The organism is Saccharopolyspora sp. NPDC049426 (genome assembly GCF_040676935.1).
In the GTDB taxonomy this organism is placed as follows: domain Bacteria; phylum Actinomycetota; class Actinomycetes; order Mycobacteriales; family Pseudonocardiaceae; genus Saccharopolyspora.
Window position 1 is genome coordinate 397,640 of record NZ_JBFAPZ010000004.1, and the last position, 22,146, is coordinate 419,785.

Below are 22,146 nucleotides of genomic sequence, written 5' to 3' on the forward strand. Positions count from 1 at the left end.
CGGACCGCACGAGAAGATTGCGTGGACCCATGAGCGAACAAAGAAGTTCCACTGCGGACACCACCGAAGCCCCTCCGGACCGCAAGGCCGTGCGGCGCGCGGCGTGGGCCGGGCTGATCGGCACGACGCTGGAGCAGTACGACTTCGTCATCTACGGCACCGCGTCGGCGCTGATCTTCAGCAAGCTGTTCTTCCCGAACATCTCGCCGGTCGCCGGGATCCTGGCCTCCTTCAGCGCCTACGCCGTCGGGTTCGCCGCGCGGCCGCTGGGCGGGCTGATCTTCTCCCGCTTCGGTGACCGGCTGGGCCGCAAGTGGGTCCTGGTGGCCACGCTGCTGCTGATGGGCGGGTCCACGCTGGCCATCGGCCTGCTGCCCACCTATTCGCAGGTGGGGCTCTTAGCGCCGGTCCTGCTGGTCGCGTGCCGGTTCTTCCAGGGCATGGGTGCCGGTGCCGAGCAGGCCGGCGGCGCCACGCTGCTCACCGAGACCGCTGGGCGGGGCAAGCGCGGTGCGCTGGCGTCGCTGGTGATGACCGGTGCCGCGCTGGGCACCGCGCTCGGAGCGGTCGCGTGGATCCTCGCGCAGTCGCTGCCCGAGGAAGCCTTAATGAGCTGGGGCTGGCGGCTGGTGTTCGGCAGCAGCATTCTGGTGACGGTCGCCGCGCTGGTCATCCGGCGCAAGCTCAACGAGAGCCCGGTGTTCCAGGAGCTCAAGGAGCAGGTCGGCGAGACGAAGGCGCCGGTGGCCGAGACGTTCAGCAAGGGCCGCAAGCCGCTGATGCTGGCGTTCTTCCTCAACGTCGGTTCCAACGCCCAGTCCTACACCTACCAGGTGTTCATGGCCTCCTACCTGGTCTCCACGGTCGGGGTGGACAAGGCGTTCGTGCCGAAGGTGCTTCTGCTGGGCGCGATCTGCGGTGGCATCGCCGCCTTCGGGTTCGGCGCGCTGTCCGATGTGGTCGGTCGCAAGAGCGTCTACTCCACCATCATGGGCGCGCTGGTGCTGCTTCCGGTGCCGACGTTCATCGCGCTCAACACCGGCTCACCGGTGGCGATCACGGTGGCGATCGTGATCGGGTTCATCCTGGCCTGCCACGGTTCGGTCGGCGTGCAGATGAGCTACTTCCCGGAGCTGTTCGGCAACCGCTACCGCTACGCGGGCGTGGCGCTGGGCCGCGAGTTCTCCTCGGTCGTCGGCGGTGGCGTCGCGCCGCTGATCTGCGCTGGCCTGATGGCCGCGTTCGGCGGATCGTGGGTCCCGGTCGCGATCTACATGATGGTGATCATGGCGATCAGCTTCATCGCCTCCCTCGTCGCACCGGAGACCAAGGACCGCGACCTCAACGTCGCCCACGACGCGGCCTGACTCTCCACCCGGAGCGGGCATCGGCCACGTGGCCGATGCCCGCTCCGCCGCATCGTCCGCGCGGCTGATCCGGCGGGGAATCCGCATGTCATAGCCTTTCGGCGTGCACAACGAGGTTCCCGCCGAGGGCAGTGCCCTCCCCCGCCCCGCCCTGCACGCGCTCACCGCCGGGTTGTGCGCGGCGCTGCTGCTCGTGTGGTTGCTGGACCTGGAGTCCTCCGACGGCATCCGCGACGGGGACAACAACTGGATCCCGCCGCTGGTCTCCGGAACCGTGGCGGCGCTGCTGCTGTTCATCCCCGACCGGTTCCTCTCGCTGAACCGGCGTTCCTGGATCGCCGCGGTCGGTTCGCTGGGGCTGACCGCCACGATGCTGCTGACGACCGAGGTCGAGGGCAACTGGGGCGTGCTGGAATCGATCTGCCTGCTGATCCTGCTCGGCCGGGCGTGCCGGCAGATCCCGGTACCGCTGGTCGCGCTGCCGCTCGGCCTCGCCGTGATCACCGGACCTGCCCGGACCTTCGGCTGGGAACCGGAGGAGTTCACCTCCGTGCTCACCTTCTCGTTCCTGCTCACCTTCGCCACCGGCGGCGTGATCGGCCTGGCCTGCTACCTGCGCGTCCTCGACTCCCGCCGGGCCCGCGCGGTGGAATCGGTGCGTCAGGGCGAACGCCTGGAACTGGCGCGCGACCTGCACGACTTCGTCGCCCACCACGTCACCGGGATCGTGGTGCAGGCCAACGCGGCGCGCGCCATCCGCGACACGGCGCCCGAGAAGATCGACTCCATCCTCAGCGACATCCACGACGCGGGGACCGAGACGCTCGATTCGATGCGGCGGCTGGTCCGGGTGCTGCGGGAAGTCGACGGCCCGCCCCGGCGCCACGGCGAGCTGTTCAGCGAGATCGCCGCGCTGGTCAGCGATTTCTGCAGCGGCGAGGACCAGCGCGCGACGCTGTCGGTCGCCGCCGCCGCTCGCAGCGCTCGGCTCGCTCCCGAGGTGGAGACCTCCGTGCACCGGCTGGTGCAAGAGTCGCTGACCAACGCGCGGCGGCACGCCCCCGGCGCGGTGGTGTCGGTGCGGGTCGACCTGACCGGCGACCGGCTGCGCGCGGAGGTCGCCAACACCCAGCCGGTCGAGCGGGCCGCGCTGCCCGTGGGCGGCCACGGCGGGTTCGGCGTCGTCGGACTTCGCGAACGGGTGTCCGCCGTGGACGGCACGATGGAGGCGGGCGCCACCCCCGACGGCGGCTGGCGCATCGCCGCCGACTTCCCGGTGCTGGGCGTGCCAGACTCTTCGACGTGAGCGACACCCCGACACGAGTGCTCATCGCCGACGACCAGCGGTTGGTGCGCAGCGGTTTCCGGATGATCCTCGACGCCCGGCCGGACATCGAGGTGGTCGGCGAGGCCGCCGGCGGCGCCGAATGCGTCGAGCTGGCCAGGCGGCTCCGCCCGGATGTCTGCCTGGTCGACATCCGGATGCCCGAGCTCGACGGCCTCGAGGTGACCCGGATCCTGGCCGGCCCGGCGACCACCGAACCGATGCGCGTGGTGGTGGTGACCACCTTCGACCAGGACGACTACGTGCACGCGGCGTTGCGCAACGGGGCCTGCGGGTTCCTGCTCAAGGACGCCAGCCCTGCGCTGCTGGTCGAAGCCGTGGAGGCCGCGCACCGCGGGGACGCGCTGATCTCACCGGCGGTGACGGTCCGGCTGCTGCACCGGCTGGAAACCCAGGAGGCATCGGATCAGGCGCGGACGCCGCCCGCGGTGCTGTCCGAGCGCGAACTGGGCGTGGCGCGGCTGGTGGCGGTGGGCCGCACCAACCAGGAGATCTGCGCCGAGCTGTACCTCTCGCTCGGCACGGTCAAGACCCACCTGACCAACATCCAGTCCAAGCTGGGGACGCGCAACCGGGTGGAGATCGCGGCGTGGGCGTGGTCGACCGGTGCCGTCACCGCCGACCAGGCCGGCTGAGACCTCGGACGACCGGCCAGGTCCGGGATTTCGGACTTTCGGCCGATGGAGATCGGCCCGCAGGCCGAGGCGGAGAGCCGCGCCCGCGGTGCACCGTAGCGGTCATGAGCACCTCAGGAAGTGAATCCGCTCGGGCAGTCGTGGCCCGAACCTCCCCCGATCCACACCCCTTCCGCCCTCCCACCGGTAGCGGCGAAGCGGCTCCGCGTCGGGTCACCGAGTGGGACGCTCTCCGGGGTTTCGCGCTCTGCGGGATCCTGCTCGTCAACATCCCGCAGATCACCCGCATGGCCCACGGCTCCGAGGACGGCGCGTCGAACCTCATCTCGAACGGCCTCGGAATGCTGGTGGAGCAGCACTTCTACCCGATGTTCGCGTTCCTGTTCGGACTGAGCTTCTCGCTGTTCCTGGACGGCGCCCAGCAGCGCTCCCTCCGTCCCCGCCTGGTGCTGGCGCGCAGGCTGCTCGTCCTCGGGCTTCTCGGCGCGGCCCACCACGTGCTGCAGCCCGGGGAAGCGCTGCTGCCTTACGCGATCTTCGGGCTGCTGGTCCTGCTGCCCGCGTCGTGGTTGCCGACCGGGGTGCTGGTTCCTGCGAGCGTTCTCGCCGCCATCGCCGGGTTCACCGTGGTGTCGGGCGGGATGTTCAGCATCCCGGGGCTGTTCCTGCTGGGACTGGCGTGCGCCCGGACCGGGATCGCGCGGACGGTCGACCGCCGTCCCGGACAACTCGCCGCGGTGCTGGCCATCGCGGTGCTGCTGAGCGTGCCCGCCGTCTGGGCGCAGCTGGTGTACCCGCCGGACGGTCCGCTGACGACCCGCATCACGGCGGCGGCCGGTGTACTCGGCGCCGTCGCCTACGCCTCGGCGTTCCTGCTCGTGCTCCGCACGAGGGTCGGACGACCGCTGGCGGCGCTGCTGGAACCGCTCGGCAGGATGGCGCTGACGAACTACCTCACCGCCACGCTCCTGGTCGTCGCAGCGGCCGGTCCGCTCGGCCTCCGCGAATCCAGAGACTGGACCACCGCGCTGCTGCTGGCGCTGATCGTCCTCGCGGTCCAGGCCGCCTTCAGCCACTGGTGGCTGGGCCACTTCCGGTACGGCCCCGCGGAGTGGGCGCTGCGCAGCGCGACCTGGTGGAAGGTGGTGCCGTTGCGCCGCGCGCCCGCGTAGGTCCGCGCCTCACTCCTCGCGCACGAACCGCAGGTAGCGGGCTGCCGAGCGCTGGACGATCTCGTGGGCGCCGGTGGGGATCACCGTGTCCCACCAGGCCCCGTGCAGGGAGTCGAAGGTGAGCTCGTCGAGGAGCTCGGCGGCCCGCCGGACCACGCTGGGTCGTTCCGGGATGAGGTTCGGGTAGCTGTACATGAAACCGACGTGCGTGCGGTCCGGGATGACCTGGACGATGTCGCCGGTGAACAGCGAACCCTTCCCGGAGGCGCTGTGCAGGACCGTGCCGCCCGCGAAGTGGACGCCGAGGTTGATCAGCGTCAGGCCGGGGAGGATCTCGTGGGTCGTGCCGTTCCAGAACCGGATCGCCGGGTCTGGGCGGCCGACCCACTGCCGGTCGGCCTCGTGCAGGTGGATGGGCACGTCGAAGGTGCGGGCCCACTCGATCATCGTCGTGTAGTAGTGCGGGTGGCTGATGGCGATGCCGATCAGACCGCCCGCGTCGTCGATGGCGCTGACGATCTCGTCGTCCAGGTAGGCGGTGCAGTCCCAGAGGACGTTGCCCGCGCCGGTGCGCACCAGCAGCGCGCGCTGACCGATGGCGAACTTCGGTTCGCAGCCGATGCCCAGCACGCCGCCCTCGTCGCGCAGCACGGCGCTGCGCTCGGCGCGGAGGGCGTCCAGGTCGGTCCACTGCTGGCCTTCGCGCGGGACCCACTGGCGCTCGTCCTCGCAGATCGGGCAGTCCTCGCGGGCCTCGGCGTACTGCATCCCGCAGGTCGCGCAGATCGGCAGCCCCATGTCGTCCCTCCCCGGTGTCGGCGCCCGGACCAAACTACCGCTGGTCGCTGTCGGAGGTGAGGCGGACAATGCGGGCATGTGCCGCAGCATCAAGACCCTCCGCCCGCCCTACGCCGAGCAGGTCACCGACGCCGACGTCCGGGCGGCCGCCCTGCAGTACGTCCGCAAGATCTCCGGGTTTCGGGCGCCTGCCGCCCACAACGCCGAGAGCTTCGACCAGGCGGTGGACGAGATCGAACGGGCCACCGCGAAGCTCCTCGGCTCATTGCAGGTCAGAGGGCGCTAGATCACTTCCCGTGGCAGTCGGCGCCGGTCGAGCGCGGGACGTCGAGGGTGGGGTTGCGGTCGAAGAAGCCGACCGGCGTGAGCGTGAACCCCGCGCGGTCGACGGGCATGACCGGCCAGTCCTCGGGCCGCGGGAAGTGGGTGAGCCCGAAGGTGTGCCAGACGACGATGTCCTGGCCGTCGATGTCGCGGTCCTCCGCCGTCCAGGCCGGTAGGCCTGCGCCTCCGGGGTTCTGGTTGACCAGGTCGCCGGCCGGGTACCGCTGCTCGGGGTGGTAGCGGGTGACCCACAGGTGCTTGGTCGCGAAGGTTCCCCGGGCGTGCACCGAGGCGGACTCGTCGGCGAGCATGACCGGCCGGCCTTCGGGGTGCAGGACGTAGGAGACGTTGTCGCCGTAGCGGTTCTGGCTGCCGGGGTTGACGATGTGCCAGGTCCGGGCCCGGGAGTTGTCGGCGAGCCGGGCGGCCCGGCTCTCGGTGCTCAGCCGGGTCCTCTTGGCCCGGAACCCGTTTCCGAACGGGTTGGTCTCGCTGACCGGGACGCGTTCGGCCTCGACCTCCTCCACGGCGTTGCGCCGGCCGTCCACGGCCACGTCGAGCCGGGCGCAGAACAGGTGCTGGTGGAACGGGGCGCCCAGGCCAGGGGCGATCTGGGTGGCGTGCTCGTGGCCCTCGTCGGGGTAGGCGGCGGTGAAGGTGATGCCGGTGGCCTTGCACTCCAGCTGGATGGTGCCGTCGAGGTAGAAGTACCAGTAGAAGCCGTAGTCGTAGTTGCCGACGGTGGTGAAGAACGAGATCACCAGCCGGCGCTGCCGCCGGGTCTCCTGCGAGCCGGTGAACACGTCGGTGTGCTTCCAGAGCACTCCGTAGTCCTCTTCGTGCATGCAGATGCCGTTGCGGATGGTGCGCGGCCTGCCGAAGTCATCGGCCACGACCGCGTCGAAGTAGTGGATCTCGCCGAGGCAGTCGCAGCCCAGTTCCAGCGAGTTGGTGTAGCGGGCGAACATGTACTCGCCGCAGTCGAAGTAGTTCTGCCAGAACCGCACCGGCGACGGGTCGGCGTAGGGCACCACCATCTCGGCGATCGACGCGCGGTGCAGCACCTGCCGCTGGTGGAACGAGACCTGGTGCAGGGTGAGCCCTTCGCGCTCGTTGAAACCGAGTCGCAGGTCCCAGTTCTCCCAGCGCACGCGGTGGCCCTCGACGGTGAAGCTGGGTCCTTCGGGCTGGGTGATCTCGATGGGTCGCAGGCTCGTGCGGGCCGGCCCGGTGACGTCGGGGTCGTCGAAGTTGCCGGATTCTTGCGGGACCGGGAGTTCGCGGTGGTCGATGACGCGGGTGACCTCGCGGTTGGTGAGGTCGATGTAGGCGCACAGCCCGTCCACCGGGTGCGCCCACGGGTGGTCCGCCGGGTGGAACTGCTGGAAGCCCAGCGACCGGATGATGCGCTCGCCCCGCTCCCCCGGCTCGTCGTAGACGCCCGCCGACAGCGGCGCGGCGCGCACCGTGGCCGGGTCGATGCCGCGCTTGCGCAACGCCGATGTCCAGCGCTCGTCGGCGTTGACGATCTCCTCGACCAGCTCGAACTCGGTGTCGATGATCGGCGGCTGCCCGTCGACCGCCGGGTCCAGCCGGCGCGCGGAGTCCACAGTGGAGCGAGTGGCGGAGACGACGGTGTCGTGCGAGACGCCGGTGGCCAGGTCCAGCAGCACCGCCCGGAACCGGCGGTCCGCGTCCTGGCCGGGTCGGTGGGCGAGCACCGCTTCCCTGTCGGGCTCTTCGAGCGCGACGAAGGTGAACCGGACGTTCTCGCCGAGCAGCCCGGCGTCGTCGAGCGCCGCTCGGACCGTGGTCACCTCCTCGGTGGTCATCGGGTCCAGCGGGTGCGTGGTCGTGGTGGCGGGCTGTTCCGCGATGGTCATGCTTCCTCCCCAGAACGGCCGGCTGTCCGGCGGCGGCAGGCCACCACCAGCATGGCGCTCATGGCCCTCGCAGGCGAGGCCGATCCCCCGATGAGCGGGCCGCCACTTCGCCGCGCGCGTGCGAGGTGCGAGGCTGGCTCCGTCGCCCACGATGGGAGGAGCGGGTATGTCCGGGCTGCTGGCCGGGTTGGAAGACCGCATCGCAGGTGTCCGCGAGCTCTACGAGGACCTGCACCGGAACCCGGAGCTGTCGTTCCAGGAGGACCGCACCGCCGGGGTGCTGGCGCAGCGCCTGCGGGCCGCCGGTTACGAGGTGACCAGCGGGGTCGGCGGGACCGGCGTCGTGGGCGTGCTGCGCAACGGCGACGGGCCGGGCGTGCTGCTGCGGGCGGACATGGACGCGCTGCCGGTGCGCGAGGTCGAGCAGGTCCCCTACCGCAGCGCGGCCGTCGGCGTCGATGGCGACGGCAACGAGTCACCCGTGATGCACGCCTGCGGGCACGACGCGCACATGGCGGCGCTGATCGGTGCGGCCGAGCAGCTGGCCGCGCGGCGAGACGCCTGGTCGGGAACGGTTCTGGCGGTGTGCCAACCCGCCGAGGAGGTCGGCGGCGGAGCGCAGGCGATGATCGACGACGGGTTCCTGGACCGCTTCCCCGCCTTCGACGTGGCCCTGGGCCAGCACATCGCCTCGGCCCCGAGCGGACACCTCTACGTGCGGCCCGGGGTGTTCATGGCCGCCGCCGACAGCCTGCGGGTCACGGTGCACGGCCGGGGCGGGCACGGCGCGCAGCCGCAGGCCACGGTCGATCCGATCGTCATCGCCTCGTCGATCGTGCTGCGGTTGCAGACCGTGGTGGCGCGGGAGATCTCCCCCGAGGACGTCGCGGTGGTGACCGTGGCCGCCGTGCACGCGGGCGGCAAGGAGAACGTCATCCCCGCCACCGCCGAGCTCAAGCTCAACGTGCGCACCTTCGACCCGGAGGTGCGGGAGACCGTCCTGGCCGCCATCGGCCGAATCGTCCGTCACGAGGCCGCGGCGGCGGGCGCGCCTCGCGAACCCGACGTCGAGCCGATCAACGCGTTCCCGCTGCTGGTCAACGACGTCGACGCCGCGCTCCGGGTTTCCGGCGCCTTCGCCGGGGAATTCGGTGACGAGTTCGTGCACACGCCGCAGGCGAAGGCCGGCAGCGAGGACTTCGGCGCGTTCGGCACCGCGGCCGGGGTGCCGTCGGTGTTCTGGAACTTCGGGGGCTTCGACCCCGCGCTCTACGCCGATCCGGCGAAGCCGAACGCGGCGGTGGCGGCAGGGAAGGCGCCCGGCAATCACTCGCCCGAGTTCGTGCCGACCGGCCTGGAACCCACCCTGCTGCGCGCGTCGTCCGCCCTGGTCACCGCAGCCGCGCTCTGGCTCGGCTGACGCCTCCGGTTGCGGCCGATGTCCACCTCCAGCGGCTGATCAACTCGGCGAGGGGCGGTTGTCGAAGAGCGCCAGCGCGGCGGCGGTGTTGGAGGCCGGGACGTGGTAGGTGTCGTGCACGCGGTGGATCTGCTGGGACAGGGCGCCGCGCATGATCAGCCACATGACCAGCTCGAAGCCCTCGGAACCGGCCTCGCGGACGTAGTCGGCGCGGGACAGGCCCGCCAGGTGCTCGGGATCGGTCTCGATCTCGCGCAGGAACATCCGGTCGAACTCGGGGTTGATGAACCCGGCTCGCGCCCCGGCCAGCTGGTGCGACATCCCACCGGTGCCGAAGATCGCGACCGTGACGTCCGGTGGGTAGGCCCGCAGGGCGCGGCCGATCGCCTCGCCCAGGGCGTAGCAGCGGGCGGCGGTGGGCTGCGGGTACTGGATGACGTTGACCAGCAGCGGGACCACCGCGCACGGCCACTGCTCGCCCGGGTCGGGGCAGTACACCGACAGCGGGACGGTGCAGCCGTGGTCGACGTCGAGGCTCTGCAGCGCGGTCATGTCGAAGCCGTCGTCGACGAGGCTTTCCAGCAGGTGCAGCGACAGCTCCGGGGCACCGGCGACGTCGGGCACCGGCCGCGGCCCGAAGCCCTCGTCGGCGACCCGGTAGGACTCGGCGGTGCCGATGGCGAAGGTCGGCACCACGTCGAGGTCGAGGGCGTTGGCGTGGTCGTTGTAGATCACCAGCGCCACGTCCGGGGTGCGCTCGGCCATCCACTCGCGGGCCGGGCGGTAGCCGTCGAAGAGCGGTTTCCAGTACGGGTCCTGGGTCTTGCCGCCGTCCATGGCGGCGCCGATCGAGGGCACGTGGGAGGTCGCCAGACCCCAGATCACCTCAGCCACCGGTCCTCCCGCCTGCGCGCATCATCGCCACGAACTCCTGCTCGGTCATCCCGGTGAACGCACCGCCGAGGTGCTGCATGGACTTGCCGTCGACCATCGCGAGCTTGAAGACGTAGAAGATGCTGCCGCCCTCCTCGCACAGCGCCTGCCAGTCGCGGTCGAGGACGGCGTCGCGCTGGGAGCCGGTGAGGTCGAACTCCTCGCAGTAGGCGGGCTCGTCGGCGAGGAACCGCTGCCGAGCGGCGGGGTCGCGGAAGGTCATGAGCATCTTGTTGAGCCGGTACCCGCGGCGGGCCGCGTGCCCGTTGAAGACGAACGTTCCCGGTATGTCGTCCATCTCGGTCATGCGCCGCTCTCCTGCGGGTGGGTGGCCAGGGCTTCGACGGTGACGTCGAGCCACGGCGACAGGGGCAGCGACATCAGCGCCTCGTGCAGCTGCGCGGGGTCGTCGGCTTCGTAGAGGCCGATGGTGGCGTTGCGGCCCGGCACCCGCCACAGGCGCTTGAGGATTCCCCGCTCGCGCAGTTGCATCGCGCGGGCGCGTTCGGCGGCCTTGAGCTCGGCGCGTCGTTCCTCGGGGGTGTCCGGCGGGAGCCGGTTCTCGGAGCGGACCAGGAATTCCACGGGTTCTCCCGTCAGTTCCGGGCGATTGCGATGAGCGCATCGGCGAGTTCGGCGGGGGCGGTGACCATGGCTTCGTGGCCGGTCTTGAGCTCGTGCACCGGCCAGCCCCTGGCGTGCGCGCGGGCGGCGTGGGCGCGGAAGACCCGCATCCAGTCGACGCATTCGATGAACACCGCGGGCACGTCCGCCTCGGCTCCGGTCAGGCGCAGCGGGTCGGTGTAGGTCTTCCAGGGGTGCGGGGTGAGCTTCGGGGTGAGCCAGTCGATGTCGTCGGGCTTGCTGACGCCGAGCACGGACAGGGAGCGAGGCGGAACCATCCAGCCGAAGCCGTCGGTGATGGCCGATTCGGCCCAGTGGTGGCGCACCTGGTCGGGCAGCAGATCGCCGGCTGCTTCGCCGTCGGAGCCGACGAACGCGTCCAGGTACACCCTGCGGGTCACCACCTCGGGCCTGCGGTCGGCGACCGCGCTGACGAGCTGACCGGCGTAGCTGTGCCCGACCAGCACCACGTCGCGCAGCCCGAGCACGTCGAGGTGGCGCACGACGTCCTCGGTGTGGGTGTCCAGCCCGACCTGCGGCGAGAGCAGGTGGGAGCGCTCGGAGAGCCCGGTCAGCGTCGGCGCGTGCACCTCGTGCCCGGCGGCCCGCAGCAGCGGTGCGACCCGGTCCCAGCACCAACCGCCGTGCCATGCCCCGTGCACCAGCACGAAAGTCCCGTCCATGTCCCGGAGTTCTCCCCTACCAGTCGGATGCCCGCTCTGCCCACGAACCTACGAACCCGCCCGCTCCCGCAGATCCGACCGCTGACGGCACAGCACCCGCCGCGAGGCACCGACCGGACCGAGACATCCGTCCCTTCCCCAGCCCGAGTCAGGTGGGCGGGGAGACCAGTCCCTCCCGGATGGCGAGGAGCGCTGCTTGGGTCCGGGAGGAGAGCTGGAGCTTGCCGAGGAGGTTGCTGACGTGGGTGCGGGCGGTGCGTTCGCTGATGACCAGGCGTTCGGCGATCTCGCGGTTGCACAGGCCCTGGGCCACCAGGACCAGGATTTCGCGCTCCCGGCTGGTCAGCGAGGTGAGGCCGGTCTTGGGTGCCGCCATGCGGCGGGCGAGCAGGCGGGCCACGGCCGAGTCGAGGTGGACCTCTCCGGTGGCTGCGGCGTGGATGGCGGTGGCGACCTCGTCGGTGTCGGCGTCCTTGAGGACGTAGCCGGCGGCACCGGCGGTCAGCGCGGCATGCACGCGTTCGGCCTCGCCGAAGCTGGTCAGCACCACCACTTTGAGCTCGGGGTGCGCCCGGACGATGGCCTGGGTGGCTTCGACGCCGTCCATCTTCGGCATCTGCAGGTCCATCAGCACCACGTGGGGCATGCGGGCTCCGGTGACGTGCCACTGGGTCAGCCGGGCCACGGCGTCCTGCCCGTCGACCGCCTCACCCAGCATCTCCAGGGTGGGTTCGGCGTCGAGGTAGGCGCGCAGGCCCCGGCGGACGATCGCGTGGTCGTCGACCACCAGCACGCGCACCACATCGGTCGCGATCATCTCGGTCACCACTTCCTCCCTCGGGGACTTCTCAGCGGCTCGAGGTGGCGGGCAGGGCGACTTCGACCGCCCATCCCCCGCCGGGTTTGCCACCTGCGACGAGCCCGCCGCGCCACCGCTCGGCGCGTTCGCGCATCGACACCAGGCCGAGGTTCTCGCCGCTGCCGGCATCGGCGGTGGCGCCGGTGCCGTCGTCGGTGATGCGCACGGTCACCCCGCCGCCGTCGCGCCCGGAGCGGCCGAACGCGACGTCGGCCCGTGCGGCGCGGGCGTGCTTGACGACGTTGTGCAGCGCCTCCTGGACGATGCGGTAGAGGTCTTCCTCGACGTCGACGCCCAGGTCCAGCTCCAGACCGTCGTCGGCGTGCACCTCGACGACGAGCCCGCTGCGGGCCTCGACCCCGGCGGCGTAGCTGCGCACGGCGTCGACCAGGCCGCGGTCGGCGAGGTCGAGCGGGTGCAGTTCGAACACCAGCCCGCGCAGGTCGGCCAGCGCGTTGCGCGCCAGGCCCACCATCTCCTCGACGCCCTCGCGCACGTCCGCACCGCCCTCCCGGGTGCGGTCCAGGCGCGAGCGCAGCGCGCGGGCCTGCATGCCCATCGAGAACAGCTGCTGCACGACGGAATCGTGCAGGTCGCGGGCGAGCTTCCGGCGCTCCTCCATCTGGGCGCGGGAGCGGGTCTGGGCCAGCAGCGAGGCGGTTTCGATGGCGACGGCCGCGTGGTCGGCCATCGCCGACAGGAACGCCAGCGAGCTCGGCCCGGGATCGTCGCCGGGCACGTAGTAGGCGTTGATGACGCCGAGCGCGCTGCCGCGCACCACCAGCGGCATGGACACGAAACCGTCCCAGTCGGGTTCGCTCATGATCTGCTTGAGCGGCAGCCAGCGCGGATCGTTCATGATCACCCGCTTGCGGTGCAGCACGACCACGGCCTGCCGCTGTTGGAGGGCGTCGATGAACCGCACGTCGGCGCCGAGCCTCCGGCATTCGCTGAGCCGCTCGGTGAATCCGGTGGTGTCGCCGAACCCGGCCATGCCCACCACGCGCAGTTCGTCGCGCGGGTGCTCGATGGTCATGATCTGCACGGCGGAGATGTTGGCGGTCCTCCACACCTCGCGCGCCACGGCGTCGAGGGTGGCGCTCAGCGAGCCGGAGTCGGCGACGCTGGCGGCGGCGCGGGTGATCGCCGAGAGCCGTTCCTGCTCCCGCAGGGTTTCGGTGATGTCGGTGAACCAGACGGCGGCCCGCCCGTCGGGCAGCGCCGAGATCCGGTACTCCAGGCGCTGCCAGCGCCCGTCGCCGCCCTGCCACTCGGTCTGCCTGCGCACGTCCGAGGAGGGTCGCGCGCGACCTGCTTCGAACGGCGAGGGGTGCCCGCGCAGGGCTTCGTCGCCCAGTCCGAGGATGCGATGACCGGCCGCGTTGACCTCGGCGAACCGGCCGTCCTCGTCGAGCACGGCCAGCCCGTCCGCGGAGACGTCGACCAGGGCGCGCACGACCGGCTCGGCGGTGGCACCCGCCAGCGGCGCACGTCCCGGTGGTCGCATGCAGCCTCCTCGCCGTCGCCCACCCTGAATCTAAGGCCCACCGAACGCGCGAAGGCAAGGACGCGTCTTCCAGGCGGAAGGCCGCTTCACTCGGCCGGCGCGGGTTTCACGGCGGTGAGGGCGGTGCGGGTCCGCAGGCCGAGGACGGTGACGAGGGTCACCGCGCACAGCGCCGTCAGGTACAGCGCGAGCGGGCCGGATGATCCGGTGGCGGCGTAGAGGGACGTGGCGACGATCGGTGTCAGGGCGCCGCCGATCATGCCGCCCATCTGGTAGGCGATGGAGATGCCGCTGTAGCGGAAGCGGGCGTCGAACAGCTCGGTGAACAGCCCGCCCTGCGCTCCGGACATGATGCCCTGCACGATCGCGGCGACGAAGAACGCGACTCCGGCCGCGACCCAGTTCCCGGTGTCGACCAGCGCGAACATCGGGAAGGGCCAGATCACTGCGGTCAACGCGCCCAGCACGTAGACCTTCTTGGCGCCGTAGCGGTCGGCGGCCACGGCGGCGAACACGATGGCCACGATCCACACCAGCGTCGACAGCAGGATCAGGGTCAGCAGGGTCGGGCGGCTGAACCCGGCGGCCTGGGTGCCGTAGTTGAGCATGTAGACGATGACCATGTAGCCGGTGGCCGGCGGGGCGATCGAGGCGAGGCAGGACAGCACGAGGTTGCGGGGTTCCTTGCGCACCAGCTCGCCGAAGGGCATCTTGCTGACGCCCTCCTGCTGCTTGACCTTGGCGAAGTCGTGGGTGTCCTGGAGCCGGGCGCGCACCAGGACTCCCACCACGATCAGCACGATGCTCAGCAGGAACGGGATCCGCCAGCCCCAGGAGTTGAAGCTGTCGTCGGGCATGCCGGACACGGCCAGGAACGCGAGGTTGGAGGTCAGCACGCCGATCGGGACGCCGAACTGGGCGAAGCTGCCGTAGAAGGCGCGCTGGCGGGGTTCGGCGTGCTCGGTGGCGATGAGCACCGCGCCTCCCCACTCGCCTCCGACGGCGAGCCCTTGCAGCAGCCGCAGCCCGACCAGCAGCAGCGGGGCGCCGAGGCCGATGGCGGCGTAGGTGGGCAGCAGCCCGATGCAGAAGGTGGCGCCTCCGGTGATGACCAGGGTGATGACCAGCATCGACTTCCGGCCGAGCCGGTCGCCGAAGTGGCCGAACAGCGCCGCTCCCAGCGGACGGGCGATGAAGCCCATGGCGAAGGTCCCGAACGCGGCGATGGTTCCGGCGGCCGGGGAGAACTGCGGGTAGAACAGCGTCCCGAACACCAGCGCGGCCGCGGTGCCGAAGATGTAGTAGTCGTACCACTCGATGGACGTGCCGACGAGGCTCGCGGTGAGGATCGTTCGTTTCGACGGGCCTGCGTTGTTGCCTGACTCTGCCACGGCTGCGCACTCCTTCGGACGCGGATGGGCACGACGGGCGCCCGGCACGGGCCGCGGCGGGCCGCTACCGCCATCCAAGTGCTTCCACCTCCGCGGGACGCGGGTCCGGTGTCGCATCCGGTCTGCGCCACCGGACCTGGGACGAATACGTCAAATGTCGCTGCACCGGACACGACGTCCAATGCGGACCGCACGGGCGTGAATCTGGGAACAGTTCACCGGCCACCGCCTGACCGACGGGCTACTTTCGGGGTGGATGCGACGGTGGAGCGACTGGAGGTGGCACCGGATGGAGCAGTCGGAGCGGACCGTGATCGGCGTGCTGGGCCTGGGCGAAGCGGGCGGGGCGTTCAGCGCCGATCTGGCGGCGGCGGGCGCGGTGGTGCGCGGCTACGACCCCGCGGTGACGGCCGGGCCGGACCTCATCGCGGCCACCAGCGAATCCGATGCGGCGACCGGCGCGGATCTGGTGCTCAGCGTGAACCGCTCGGCGGCGGCCGTGGAGGCGATGGAGGCCGGAATCGGCTCGCTCCCGCCGGGTTCGGTGTGGGCCGATCTCAACACGGCGTCGCCGGAGAAGAAGCGGCGGCTGGCCGAGATCGCCGATCAGCACGGGGTGCGGTTCGCCGATGTGGCGATCATGGCGCCCGTTCCCGGGCCGAGGCTCCAGGTCCCGATGCTGGTCAGCGGATCCGGCGCGCAGCGCACGGCCGAGCTGCTGAGCGACTTCGGTGCGAACGTCGAGGTGCTCGACGGCCCGGCGGGGCTGGCGGCGACCCGGAAGTTGTTGCGCAGCGTCTACTTCAAGGGCATGGCCGCCTCGATCGTCGAGGCCCTGGAGGCCGCCGAGGCCGCCGGTTTCGGGGACCTGCTGCGGGAGAACATCATCGCCGACTTCACCGCGGCCGGTGAGTCCACTGTGGAGCGCATCGTCTCCGGCACCTACCAGCACGCGGTGCGGCGCACCGACGAGATGGCCGCGGCCACCGAGATGCTCACCGACCTCGGCGTCACGCCCACCATGGCCGCGGCCAGTCGGGACCTCCACGCCGACCTCGGCGCGTCCCGCCGTTGACGAAACGGCTGCGCTCGGTTTCCGCCACCCGCACCGCCGAGCGAAGGTTCCACCCAACAGCCCCTAGGCCAGCGGCATCCCGCGTCGCATGCGCACGCGCAGGTCCCACAGGAGGAGGTTGAACGGGAAGCGGCGCAGCGGGCGCGGGGAGCGGCCGAGCACCGCGGAGAGGACCTCGATGATCCGGTCGAAGCGCGCCTGGTCGCGGGACGTCCAGGGCAGGCGCATCTCCTCGCGGAACCTCGGCGGCAGGAAGCCCGTGGTCAGGAACACGTTCAAGGGGCCGAACGCGGCGCTGAGCGGCTTCGGCAGGAACTTCAGCGCGGCCACGTCGTGCAGGAGTTCCCGCACGGTGTCGTCGATGTGGACTTCGTCGAGCTGGGCGTTCCAGTACCGGTCGAACTCGGCGCGGTCGGCGGGCCACATGTCCTCCCGCACCTGCAGCGTCGTGCCCAGCGGAGCCGAGAAGCGGTAGATCTCGTCGAGCTCGGCGGGATCGGAGATGTCGCGGAACAGCCGGTGGACGTCCTCGATCCCCTTGTACATGCAGGCCGCGACCCACAGCTGGAGCTCCGGGTCGAAGGCGTTGTAGGACACCGGACTCCGCTCTGTGGAGCGGACCTGGGCGTGCTGCGCGTTCACCGCGCGCCGGTACGCCCGGCGTTCCTCGTCGGTGCCGAGGGTGGCCACCGCGATGTAGGTGATCGTGGTGCGGGTGCGCTTGACCGGGCGCTTGAACAGGTTTCCGCTGTCGACCCGGCTCTCCACCACGCCGTACCCGACGCCGGGACGGCTGAGCTGCATGATCACGTTCGCCGCTCCGGCCAGCAGGCCGACTCCCATGACCGAGTCCTCCACGCCGCTGCCGCGTCGCATCGCACGACCTCCGACCAGATCTGGGAACGGTCGTTGTCAAATCCATGAGACGAGTCGCGGTGCGAGATGTCAAGATGGTTCGGTGGCCACCACTCCTCTGCGCGTCTACGGCGGCGTGACGGGTTCGGACCGCCAGGCCGAGCGTCGCGCCTCGTTCATCGAGGCCGGGCTGGAACTCCTCGGTTCCCCCGACGGCGATCCGAGCCTGACGGTGCGCGGGGTCTGCAGGCAGGCGGGACTGGCCAACCGCTACTTCTACGAGAGCTTCGCCGATCGAGACGAGCTCGCCACCGCCGTCTACGACCACGTCGTCAACGAGATCGCCACCACCGCGCTCGACGCGGTGACCGTCGTCGAGGAGCCCGAGAGCAAGGTGCGCTCCGGCTTGACCACGATCGTGCGGCTCATCGTCGACGATCCGCGTCGCGGCCGACTGCTGTTCTCCCCGTTCCTGGCCGGCACGCCGCTGGCGCACCGGCGGGCCGAGTCGACGCGGCTGTTCACGCAGTTGCTGGGCACGCAGGCACGTCAGGTCTACGGGGTGCAGGGCGGTGCCCGGCTGGAGCTGCTGTCGAGCTTCCTGGTCGGCGGTCTCGCCCAGACGCTCACCGCGTGGCTCGACGGCGGGCTGAACGCATCGGAATCCGAGATCGTCGACTGGTGCGGCGAGATCTTCCTGGCCACCTCCGAGTTTCCGCAGTAACCGGTAGTCCCCGCTGACCACCGCGGCGACCCGATCACGGCGGTGGTCACGTCCCAGACGGGAGCCAATCGTGACGCTGACCGACCGGATCGCCGCAGCCGTGGCCGCGCCCCGCACCGACGACGACTTCGACGCCCACGCCGCGTTCGCCGAGGTCCTGGCAGGGATCGGGATGAGCCCGGCCGACACCGGCGGGCAGGTGCGGTTCCTGGGCGCCGACCCGGTCGTGCCGAGCACGCTCCGGCTGGGCGGAGCGGCGGCGATCACGCTCGCGGCCAAGTCCGCGGCGATCGCGCGGTTGTGGCGGCTGCGCGGCGGCGAAGGGCAGGACATCGAGGTCGACCTGCGCACCGCGCCGCACCGGTTGTGCCCGTTCTACGACCGCAGGTGGGAGTTGCTCAACGGCTATCCCGGCGCCGGAGATTCCAACCAGGCCTTCGGTTTCCGCTTCTACCCCACCGCCGATGACCGCTGGGTGATGCCGCTCAACCTGTACCCGAAGATCAAGGCAGGTGCCCAGCGGCTGCTCGGCGTGCCGGAGGACTCCGAAGCGGTGGCGGCGGCCATCCGCCGGTGGAACGCCCGCGATCTCGAAGAAGCCGGGGCCGAAGCCGGTGTCGTGATGCCGATGCTGCGCAGCACCGCGGAAGTCCTCGCCGAACCGCAGCACACCGAGCACTTCGCCACGATGCCACTGGTGGAGATCGAGCGCATCGGCGACGCCGAGCCCGAGCCTCTGGCCCCGGGCGTCGAGCAGCCGCTGTCGGGCGTCCGGGCGCTGGGCATGGGGCACGTCATCGCCGGGGCCGGGAGCGGTCGCGCGCTCGCGCTGCACGGCGCGGACGTGCTGAACCTGTGGCGGCCGGGCGAGTTCGAGCACGAGAGCGCCTACATGAGCGCCAACGTGGGCGTGCGCTCGGCGACGATCGATCCCCGCGCGCACCGTCACCGGGTCGCCGAGCTGCTGTCCGGCGCGGACGTCTTCTACGCCAACCGGCGTCCGGGCCACCTCGACGAGCTCGGACTGTCGCCCGCCGAAGCCGCCGAGCTGCGGCCCGGCATCGTGCACGCGACCGCCACGCTCAACGGAGAGCGGGGGCCGTGGGCCGACCGGGTGGGTTTCGACCAGACGGCGGGCAGCCTGGTCGGGATGATGAACCTGGAGGGCGACGGCACCCGGCCGATGCTCCCGCCGATCCTGGTCGTCAACGACTACGTCGTGTCCTGGCTGCTCACCGCCGGGATCACCGCGGCCCTGACGCGGCGCGCCACCGAGGGCGGCAGCTGGCGGGTCCACGTCTCGCTGACCCGCGCGGCCCTGTGGATCCTGAGCCTCGGGATCTTCGACCGCTCCTACGCCTTCGACACCGCCGGGCGCGGCGAGCAGCACGCCTACCTGGATCCCGAAACCTTCACCGCGGACACCCCTCTCGGCCGCTACCAGGGCGTCACGGACCAGGTCCGCATGACGGCGACCCCGGGTCGCTACCGCCACGTCCTCCTCCCCCGAGGCTCCAGCCGCCCGCAGTGGCTCTGAACTCGGGCACCCGTCGCGATCCTCCCGGGCCGTGGGCGGTTGTGGTCCGAATTGACCGGGCACAAAGGACGTCGGTCATGGACGGTTCGGACCACAACCGCCTTTCGGCAAGGCCACGGCCGCGGCGGCGGGGCCCTGGCTAGGTGATGACGCTCGGCAGGTAGGTGGCGGTTCCGGGCACGGTGATCATCAGCACGATCAGGGCGAACTCGATCACCAGGTAGGGGGCGATGCCCCGGAAGATGTCGCCCAGGTCGAGTTCCGGGACCACCGACTTCATCGTGTAGAGGTTCAGCCCGACCGGCGGGGTGATCACCGCCATCTCCAGGTTCACCACCAGCAGCACGCCGAACCACAGCGGGTCGAAGCCGAGCTCCTCGATGGCCGGCACCAGGATCGGCGTCACCACCAGCAGCAGCGACGCGGCGTCCACCAGGCAGCCCAGCAGGATCAGCACCAGCATGATCCCGATCAGCACCACGTAGGGGTGCACGTCCAGGCCCAGCACGAAGTCGGTGAGCGCCTCGGGAACCCGCGCCACGACCAGCATCTGGGTGAACACGAACGCCGAGCCGACGATGGCCAGCATCGCCGCCGAGACGGTGGCCGTGGAGGCGAAGATGAGCTTGAGGTTCTGCCACCCCAGCTTCCGGTACACCAGCCCGGTCATCGCGAACGCCAGCAGCGCGCCGATCGCCGCGGCCTCGGTGGGCGTGGCGAACCCGGTGTAGATCGAGCCGAGCACCAGCGCGATGAGCACCAGCGCGGGCGTGATCTTGCCGATGGCCGCCCACCGCTCCCGCCAGCTGAACCGCTCGCCGTCGCGGGGCGCGCTGTCGGGGCTGAGCTTGGCGCGCACCACGACGTAGCCGATCATCAGCACCGCGAGCAGCAGTCCGGGAACGATGCCACCGGCGAACAGCTCGGCGACGCTCTCGCCGGTGACCGAGGCGTAGAGGATGAACATCAGGCTCGGCGGGATGAGCATCGCCAGCGCGCCCGAGGCCGCCACCGAACCGGCGGCGAAACCCGGTTTGTAGCCGCGCGAGAGCATTTCGGGCACGGCCATCCGCCCGATGAGCGCCACCGAGGAGATGCTGACCCCGGACATCGCGCCGAACAGCGTCGAGGACGCGACGGCCGACGCGCCGAGCCCGCCCGGCACGCGCGTGAACCAGCGGTGCGCGGCTCCGAACAGGTCGCGCCCGAGTCCGGTGACGGCGAGCGCTTCTCCGAGCAGGATGTACAGCGGTGCCGCGACCAGCGCGTACTCCTGCAGCTGGGCGCCCATGGCCAGCGGCACCAGCTTCAGCCCGCCGAATCCGGACAGGCACAGCAGCCCGCCGATGCCGGAGACTGACAGGGCGATGAAGATCGGTGCGCGCACCGCGATCAGCACCAGCAGCAGCACGACCGCCAGCACCACGATGAGCCCGTGGGAGAGGATCACGCGTTCGCTCCGTCCTGTGCGGTGTCGGCGCCCGCTGCGGTCGCGGCGAGCTCCGGTTCGACGTGGGGTGGGAACAGCAGCGCCACGATCAGCAGGAACGCTCCGGCCGCACCGAGGATCAGGTCCGGTATCCACAGTGGAACGCTGAACGTGCCGGAACCGGTGAGCCCGTAGCCGTAGGACAGGACCATGGACTGGAAGCCGGTGACGGCCAGCACCAGTCCGAGCAGGGCGGTCGCGGTCGCGGTTACCGCGTCGGCGACCTTGCGCAACGCCGGGGGCAACGAGCGGTGCACGAGGTCCATCGAGATGTGGTGGCCGGTGGCGTACAGGTGCGGGACGGCCAGCACCGTCACGGCCAGCACCGCGCTGGAGTTGAGCGGGTAGGCCCAGTCGGTGGGCGCGCGGAAGGCGTAGCGGGCGATGACGTCGTAGCTGATGGACAGCATCATCAGCCCGATGGTGATCATGGCCAGCACCGCCATGGACCGGGTGCCGATCAGCACGATGCGGCGGAGGTGGTTCAGCATCGTCGCTCCTCAGGCGTCGCGGATCAGCTGGAGCGCCCGCTGCGCGGCGGCAGGGTCACCCAGCAGGTCGCGCCAGCGTTCGTGCACGGTCGACACGGCGTCGCGGAAGGGCCGCAGCTGCACCTCGTCGAGCTCGATGAGTTCGACGCCGGCGTCGCGCACGGCGGGCAGGTACTCGTGCTCGTGGACGTCGACGAGCTTCGCGGTGCCGTCGCGGAAGAGCACCCGACCGGCTTCGTCGAGCGCGTGGCGCTGTTGCGGCGCGAGCCCGGCGTACCAGTCGTTGCGGCAGTAGGCGTCCACGGTGTACGCGCCGAAGTGGGCGGCGGTGCCGTAGCGCAGGATTTCCTGCAGGTCGCGGGAGACCACGGTGCCGAGGTAGCTCATCATCCCGTCGATCGTGCCGCGTTCCAGCGCCTGGTAGAGCTCGGCGGATCCGAGGAAGACCGGTGCTCCGCCGAGCGCCTTGACGGTCTCGCCCTCGATCTCACCGGCGACCCGCATCCTCAGCCCGCGCACGTCCTCGGGCGTGCGGATGGGCTTGTCGATGGTCCAGAGGTATTCGAACCCGGTGGCCATGCCGCCGAGCATCCGCATGTTCTGGCCGGTCAACCTCTGGTTGATCAGCTTCGACATGTCGCTGTCGGGATCGCAGGCGCGCAGGTAGCGGTCGAAGTCCTCGGTGGTGAAGGGAAGTTCCAGCGAACCGAGGATCGGGAAGCTGGAAGACACGTACGAGCTGGTCTGCACGACCACGTCGGCGACGCCGTGCAGCATCCCGGGAACGAGTTCCTCGGCGCCGAGCAGCTGCCCGGAGGGGAACACGTCGAAGTCGAACCCGCCGAGCTCGCGGGCCTTGCCGAGGAACATCTCCACGCCCGGGTAGAGGTCGTCGTAGGACGTGGTCAGGTAGGTGGCGGCCACCGGCCGGTGCGCGCCGGGTGCGCAGCCCGCGACCCCGGCGAGAACACCCAGCCCGGCCGCGGCGAGGAAGCTCCGCCTCGGGACGGCGTTCATCCAGCCCTCCCCGAAAA

22 protein-coding genes are annotated in these 22,146 nt (G+C 70.9%); 9 read left to right on the forward strand and 13 right to left on the reverse strand.

The features are described 5' to 3' along the window. The first annotated feature begins 29 nt into the window (after positions 1-29). The 4 genes from AB0J78_RS10845 to AB0J78_RS10860 all read left to right on the forward strand — a co-directional run bounded on the left by AB0J78_RS10845 (position 30) and on the right by AB0J78_RS10860 (position 4,519). The gene (locus AB0J78_RS10845; RefSeq protein WP_363788601.1) at positions 30-1,367 is read left to right on the forward strand and encodes an MFS transporter; all 1,338 of its coding nucleotides are present in this window, start codon (positions 30-32) and stop codon (positions 1,365-1,367) included. A 103-nt stretch (positions 1,368-1,470) separates the two neighbouring features. Further along, positions 1,471-2,673, forward strand: a complete 1,203-nt coding sequence (locus AB0J78_RS10850) for a histidine kinase (protein WP_363788603.1) — start codon at positions 1,471-1,473, stop codon at positions 2,671-2,673. Then, positions 2,670-3,347 (forward strand): response regulator transcription factor, encoded by a 678-nt coding sequence (locus tag AB0J78_RS10855; protein ID WP_363788604.1) that lies wholly within the window; start codon positions 2,670-2,672, stop codon positions 3,345-3,347. Before AB0J78_RS10850 ends, AB0J78_RS10855 begins: the two co-directional genes overlap by 4 nt. Positions 3,348-3,451: 104 nt before the next feature. Next, on the forward strand, positions 3,452-4,519 hold the full coding sequence (locus AB0J78_RS10860; protein WP_363788605.1) for a DUF418 domain-containing protein: 1,068 nt from the start codon (positions 3,452-3,454) through the stop codon (positions 4,517-4,519). Positions 4,520-4,528: 9 nt separating this feature from the next. Here AB0J78_RS10860 and AB0J78_RS10865 read toward each other — a convergent pair whose 3' ends face one another. Continuing rightward, the gene (locus AB0J78_RS10865; protein ID WP_363788607.1) at positions 4,529-5,317 is read right to left on the reverse strand and encodes an MBL fold metallo-hydrolase; all 789 of its coding nucleotides are present in this window, start codon (positions 5,315-5,317) and stop codon (positions 4,529-4,531) included. 76 nt (positions 5,318-5,393) lie between these two features. Here AB0J78_RS10865 and AB0J78_RS10870 point away from each other — a divergent pair, with 76 nt between their 5' ends. Continuing rightward, positions 5,394-5,603, forward strand: a complete 210-nt coding sequence (locus AB0J78_RS10870) for a DUF2277 domain-containing protein (protein ID WP_363788609.1) — start codon at positions 5,394-5,396, stop codon at positions 5,601-5,603. A gap of 1 nt (position 5,604) precedes the next feature. On the opposite strand, the gene AB0J78_RS10875 is transcribed toward AB0J78_RS10870, so the two are convergent. Beyond that, complete coding sequence (locus tag AB0J78_RS10875; RefSeq protein WP_363788610.1) at positions 5,605-7,524, reverse strand: primary-amine oxidase; 1,920 nt, start codon at positions 7,522-7,524, stop codon at positions 5,605-5,607. 166 nt (positions 7,525-7,690) lie between these two features. Here AB0J78_RS10875 and AB0J78_RS10880 point away from each other — a divergent pair, with 166 nt between their 5' ends. After that, on the forward strand, positions 7,691-8,944 hold the full coding sequence (locus tag AB0J78_RS10880; RefSeq protein ID WP_363788611.1) for an amidohydrolase: 1,254 nt from the start codon (positions 7,691-7,693) through the stop codon (positions 8,942-8,944). Positions 8,945-8,983: 39 nt separating this feature from the next. On the opposite strand, the gene AB0J78_RS10885 is transcribed toward AB0J78_RS10880, so the two are convergent. From AB0J78_RS10885 to AB0J78_RS10915, 7 genes are all read right to left on the reverse strand, one after another. Further along, complete coding sequence (locus AB0J78_RS10885) at positions 8,984-9,838, reverse strand: class III extradiol dioxygenase subunit beta (RefSeq protein ID WP_363788612.1); 855 nt, start codon at positions 9,836-9,838, stop codon at positions 8,984-8,986. After that, complete coding sequence (gene ligA, locus AB0J78_RS10890; protein ID WP_363788614.1) at positions 9,831-10,184, reverse strand: protocatechuate 4,5-dioxygenase subunit alpha; 354 nt, start codon at positions 10,182-10,184, stop codon at positions 9,831-9,833. Before ligA ends, AB0J78_RS10885 begins: the two co-directional genes overlap by 8 nt. Continuing rightward, positions 10,181-10,462, reverse strand: a complete 282-nt coding sequence (locus tag AB0J78_RS10895) for a muconolactone Delta-isomerase family protein (RefSeq protein WP_363788615.1) — start codon at positions 10,460-10,462, stop codon at positions 10,181-10,183. Before AB0J78_RS10895 ends, ligA begins: the two co-directional genes overlap by 4 nt. 11 nt (positions 10,463-10,473) lie before the next feature. Further along, positions 10,474-11,184 (reverse strand): alpha/beta fold hydrolase, encoded by a 711-nt coding sequence (locus tag AB0J78_RS10900; protein ID WP_363788616.1) that lies wholly within the window; start codon positions 11,182-11,184, stop codon positions 10,474-10,476. A gap of 148 nt (positions 11,185-11,332) precedes the next feature. Further along, a complete protein-coding gene (locus AB0J78_RS10905) occupies positions 11,333-12,001 on the reverse strand; it encodes a response regulator transcription factor (RefSeq protein WP_363788897.1) in 669 nt (222 codons plus the stop codon). A gap of 31 nt (positions 12,002-12,032) precedes the next feature. Next, on the reverse strand, positions 12,033-13,550 hold the full coding sequence (locus tag AB0J78_RS10910) for a histidine kinase (protein WP_363788617.1): 1,518 nt from the start codon (positions 13,548-13,550) through the stop codon (positions 12,033-12,035). An 86-nt stretch (positions 13,551-13,636) separates the two neighbouring features. Then, positions 13,637-14,941 (reverse strand): MFS transporter, encoded by a 1,305-nt coding sequence (locus AB0J78_RS10915; protein WP_363788619.1) that lies wholly within the window; start codon positions 14,939-14,941, stop codon positions 13,637-13,639. Between the two features lie 289 nt (positions 14,942-15,230). Between AB0J78_RS10915 and AB0J78_RS10920 the strand changes: the two genes are divergently transcribed. Beyond that, positions 15,231-16,016, forward strand: a complete 786-nt coding sequence (locus AB0J78_RS10920) for a DUF1932 domain-containing protein (RefSeq protein WP_363788621.1) — start codon at positions 15,231-15,233, stop codon at positions 16,014-16,016. A gap of 63 nt (positions 16,017-16,079) precedes the next feature. On the opposite strand, the gene AB0J78_RS10925 is transcribed toward AB0J78_RS10920, so the two are convergent. Beyond that, the gene (locus AB0J78_RS10925) at positions 16,080-16,892 is read right to left on the reverse strand and encodes an oxygenase MpaB family protein (RefSeq protein ID WP_363788623.1); all 813 of its coding nucleotides are present in this window, start codon (positions 16,890-16,892) and stop codon (positions 16,080-16,082) included. A gap of 82 nt (positions 16,893-16,974) precedes the next feature. On the opposite strand from AB0J78_RS10925, the gene AB0J78_RS10930 reads away from it, so the two are divergent. Both AB0J78_RS10930 and AB0J78_RS10935 read left to right on the forward strand, forming a co-directional pair. Next, positions 16,975-17,595, forward strand: coding sequence for a TetR/AcrR family transcriptional regulator (locus tag AB0J78_RS10930; protein WP_363788625.1), 621 nt, complete (start codon positions 16,975-16,977; stop codon positions 17,593-17,595). Positions 17,596-17,665: 70 nt separating this feature from the next. Beyond that, the gene (locus tag AB0J78_RS10935) at positions 17,666-19,132 is read left to right on the forward strand and encodes a CoA transferase (protein WP_363788626.1); all 1,467 of its coding nucleotides are present in this window, start codon (positions 17,666-17,668) and stop codon (positions 19,130-19,132) included. Between the two features lie 139 nt (positions 19,133-19,271). Here AB0J78_RS10935 and AB0J78_RS10940 read toward each other — a convergent pair whose 3' ends face one another. From AB0J78_RS10940 to AB0J78_RS10950, 3 genes are read right to left on the reverse strand one after another with little or no spacing between them, the layout of a single operon-like run. Further along, positions 19,272-20,582 (reverse strand): TRAP transporter large permease, encoded by a 1,311-nt coding sequence (locus tag AB0J78_RS10940; protein WP_363788627.1) that lies wholly within the window; start codon positions 20,580-20,582, stop codon positions 19,272-19,274. Then, complete coding sequence (locus AB0J78_RS10945; protein ID WP_363788629.1) at positions 20,579-21,112, reverse strand: TRAP transporter small permease; 534 nt, start codon at positions 21,110-21,112, stop codon at positions 20,579-20,581. The genes AB0J78_RS10940 and AB0J78_RS10945 overlap by 4 nt, the downstream gene beginning before the upstream one ends. Positions 21,113-21,121: 9 nt before the next feature. Continuing rightward, positions 21,122-22,129 (reverse strand): TRAP transporter substrate-binding protein, encoded by a 1,008-nt coding sequence (locus tag AB0J78_RS10950; protein WP_363788631.1) that lies wholly within the window; start codon positions 22,127-22,129, stop codon positions 21,122-21,124. Positions 22,130-22,146 lie beyond the last annotated feature (17 nt).

Bases quoted from the DNA above. Each gene is read 5' to 3' on its own strand.
- AB0J78_RS10865 (WP_363788607.1), bottom strand. From the start codon at position 5,317: ATGGGGCTGCCGATCTGCGCGACCTGCGGGATGCAGTACGCCGAGGCC.
- AB0J78_RS10845 (WP_363788601.1), top strand. From the start codon at position 30: ATGAGCGAACAAAGAAGTTCCACTGCGGACACCACCGAAGCCCCTCCG.
- ligA (WP_363788614.1), bottom strand. From the start codon at position 10,184: ATGACCGAGATGGACGACATACCGGGAACGTTCGTCTTCAACGGGCAC.
- AB0J78_RS10905 (WP_363788897.1), bottom strand. From the start codon at position 12,001: ATGATCGCGACCGATGTGGTGCGCGTGCTGGTGGTCGACGACCACGCG.
- AB0J78_RS10860 (WP_363788605.1), top strand. From the start codon at position 3,452: ATGAGCACCTCAGGAAGTGAATCCGCTCGGGCAGTCGTGGCCCGAACC.
- AB0J78_RS10870 (WP_363788609.1), top strand. From the start codon at position 5,394: ATGTGCCGCAGCATCAAGACCCTCCGCCCGCCCTACGCCGAGCAGGTC.
- AB0J78_RS10925 (WP_363788623.1), bottom strand. From the start codon at position 16,892: ATGCGACGCGGCAGCGGCGTGGAGGACTCGGTCATGGGAGTCGGCCTG.
- AB0J78_RS10900 (WP_363788616.1), bottom strand. From the start codon at position 11,184: ATGGACGGGACTTTCGTGCTGGTGCACGGGGCATGGCACGGCGGTTGG.
- AB0J78_RS10950 (WP_363788631.1), bottom strand. From the start codon at position 22,129: ATGAACGCCGTCCCGAGGCGGAGCTTCCTCGCCGCGGCCGGGCTGGGT.
- AB0J78_RS10875 (WP_363788610.1), bottom strand. From the start codon at position 7,524: ATGACCATCGCGGAACAGCCCGCCACCACGACCACGCACCCGCTGGAC.
- AB0J78_RS10910 (WP_363788617.1), bottom strand. From the start codon at position 13,550: ATGCGACCACCGGGACGTGCGCCGCTGGCGGGTGCCACCGCCGAGCCG.
- AB0J78_RS10920 (WP_363788621.1), top strand. From the start codon at position 15,231: ATGGAGCAGTCGGAGCGGACCGTGATCGGCGTGCTGGGCCTGGGCGAA.
- AB0J78_RS10880 (WP_363788611.1), top strand. From the start codon at position 7,691: ATGTCCGGGCTGCTGGCCGGGTTGGAAGACCGCATCGCAGGTGTCCGC.
- AB0J78_RS10945 (WP_363788629.1), bottom strand. From the start codon at position 21,112: ATGCTGAACCACCTCCGCCGCATCGTGCTGATCGGCACCCGGTCCATG.